The sequence below is a fragment of the Methanoculleus sp. SDB genome, from assembly GCA_001412355.1.
GTDB lineage: Archaea > Halobacteriota > Methanomicrobia > Methanomicrobiales > Methanomicrobiaceae > LKUD01.
This window is the reverse complement of sequence record LKUD01000001.1, coordinates 1-2,177: the sequence shown is the minus strand read 5'-3', so window position 1 is coordinate 2,177 and position 2,177 is coordinate 1. Positions and strand designations below refer to the sequence as shown.

General features: G+C 59.4%; 3 protein-coding genes. All 3 read left to right on the top strand.

Going from position 1 to position 2,177, the window contains the following annotated elements:
- Nucleotides 1-9 precede the first annotated feature (9 nt).
- The 3 genes from APR53_06270 to APR53_06260 all read left to right on the top strand — a co-directional run bounded on the left by APR53_06270 (nucleotide 10) and on the right by APR53_06260 (nucleotide 2,081).
- Nucleotides 10-1,170, top strand: coding sequence for a hypothetical protein (locus tag APR53_06270; protein KQC05849.1), 1,161 nt, complete (start codon nucleotides 10-12; stop codon nucleotides 1,168-1,170).
- Between the two features lie 106 nt (nucleotides 1,171-1,276).
- Nucleotides 1,277-1,819 carry a pyruvate ferredoxin oxidoreductase gene (locus APR53_06265; GenBank protein ID KQC05848.1) on the top strand — a complete coding sequence of 181 codons (543 nt, stop codon included), beginning with the start codon at nucleotides 1,277-1,279 and terminating at the stop codon, nucleotides 1,817-1,819.
- Between the two features lies 1 nt (nucleotide 1,820).
- Nucleotides 1,821-2,081: a pyruvate synthase gene (locus APR53_06260; GenBank protein KQC05847.1), complete on the top strand. Its 261-nt coding sequence runs from the start codon at nucleotides 1,821-1,823 to the stop codon at nucleotides 2,079-2,081.
- The last annotated feature ends 96 nt before the right edge of the window (nucleotides 2,082-2,177 follow it).

Below are 2,177 nucleotides of genomic sequence, written 5' to 3'. Positions count from 1 at the left end.
GCCGGGAACGTGACCTTCACCTACACGCGAAGTGTTGTCGGCACCGACACGCTTGTCGGGACGATAACGGATCCCACCCCTGCCGTCCGGACATCGAATATCGTCACCGTGACCTGGACGACGACCCCGCCGCCACCCGGTCCGGGTGCGGAGACGATAGTGCTCATCCCGGGTCCCGCGTCGAACCAAGTCGGTACACCGTATTCGACAATTGCCCACGTCACCAACGCGACGACCGGTAGTCCCGTATCCGGCCGCCTCGTCCGTCTGGATATCACCGGGATCAGCCCGTCGCTGAATCAGACCGGCACGACCGATTCCGCCGGGAACGTGACGTTTACCTACACGAGAAGTGTTGCCGGCACCGATTCGCTTGTCGGGACAATCACGGATTCCGGCGGAGTCGTCCGGACATCGAATCTCGTCACCGTCATCTGGACGACGACCCCGCCGCCTCCCGGTCCCGAAACAATTCAGCTGATCCCCGGCCCGGCAACGGTACAGGTCAATACGCCGTATACAACCCACGCACTCGTGCTGGATGCGAGCAACAACCCGATTTCCGGTCGCCCGGTCAACTTCACCGTGATCACCGGCCCCCATGCAGGAACGCTCTTCAACGGCAGCACGGGAGCAACCGGCCTGATTCCCTTTACCTACACCGGAGGGCAGACCGGAACGGACGTCATTCACGCGACCATGATCGACTCCGGCGGGATTCTCCGGGTATCCAATACCGTCACCGTGACATGGACCGACAAACCGGTCGTGAAGAACGACACGCTCACACTCATCCCCGCATCCGCAGCCCGCACCGTCGGGCAGCAGCATACGGTGACGGCCCTCGTACGGGACTGGACCGGCGCCGCCGTTTCTTTCCGGCAGGTCGGTATCCGGGTCTTGGACGGGCCCAATGCGGGGCAATCAACAACCGGCTTTTCCGACGCAGCCGGGACGGTCCGGTTCACATATACCGGAATCGGCGGCTCGGGGACCGACCGTATTGTCGGTGAGATGTACACGTCGGGCGGCATCCTTGTCACCTCGAACATCGTCACCGTGACATGGAGCATACCGCCCACACCGGTTCCCGAGTTCCCGGGCGTTGCTGTGCCGTTCGGGGTACTCATGGTGCTGTATATTGCCTGCCGGGCATTCCGGCGGAAATAGACCGCATTTCCGTCCCCAATCCCTTTTTCCCTCCTCTCGAAAAGAGCGCACACCCGGATGGGTTGATTTATATTAATTAATCATGTAAAATTATGTGGGGATTTTGTTGAAAGAGCTACGTATCCATGGAAGGGGGGGGCAGGGTTCCGTCACGGCAGCGGAACTGATTGCCGTCGCTGCATTTGAAAGCGGCGCCTTTTCCCAGGCATTTCCCGCCTTCGGGGTGGAGCGCCGCGGCGCACCTGTCCAGGCATTTGTCCGCTTCAGTGATCAGAAAATCCGTCTGAGAAGCCAGATCTACGAGCCGGATTATGTCATCGTGCAGGACAGCACCCTGATCAAGGACGTTCCCGTTTTTGCCGGCCTGAAAAAAGGAGGCATTGCGATTATCAACACGGAAAAAGCAGCGAATTATCAGGTGCCCGAGGGTGTGCGCCTCATCACGATCGATGCGACGAAGATTGCGCTGGACGTACTCGGGCTGCCGATTGTAAACACGACGCTGATGGGTGCGTTTGCCGCGGCAACCGGAGAAATTGAATTCTCCGCCCTTGAATCGGCACTTCGCGAGCGCTTCCCCGCTCCGCTTGCCGAGAAGAATATTCTTGCAGCACGGCGTGCTTTTGACATGGTGCGGGAGGGAATGTAATATGGCCCTCAATATCGGATGCGCCGCAAAACCCGGGCGGGCGCGGGACAACAGGACGGGGTCGTGGCGGGTTTTCATCCCGCGGTTTTCACGTGAGAAATGCTCGAAATGCGGGCTCTGCATCCTGATCTGTCCCGAAGGGTGTATCAGTGAGGATGAGGAGGGCATGCCGGTGCCCGACTATGACTATTGCAAGGGGTGCGGTGTATGCGCCGACGAGTGCCCCGCGGATGCTATAGAGATGGAACTGGAGGAGAAATAGATGCGAAAAATTATGGAAGGGTCCCATGCCGTTGCGGAAGCGGTCAGACTCATACATCCGGGTGTCATCTCCGCGTATCCGATAACCCCGCAGACG

Bases quoted from the DNA above. Each gene is read 5' to 3' on its own strand.
- APR53_06260 (KQC05847.1), top strand. From the start codon at position 1,821: ATGGCCCTCAATATCGGATGCGCCGCAAAACCCGGGCGGGCGCGGGAC.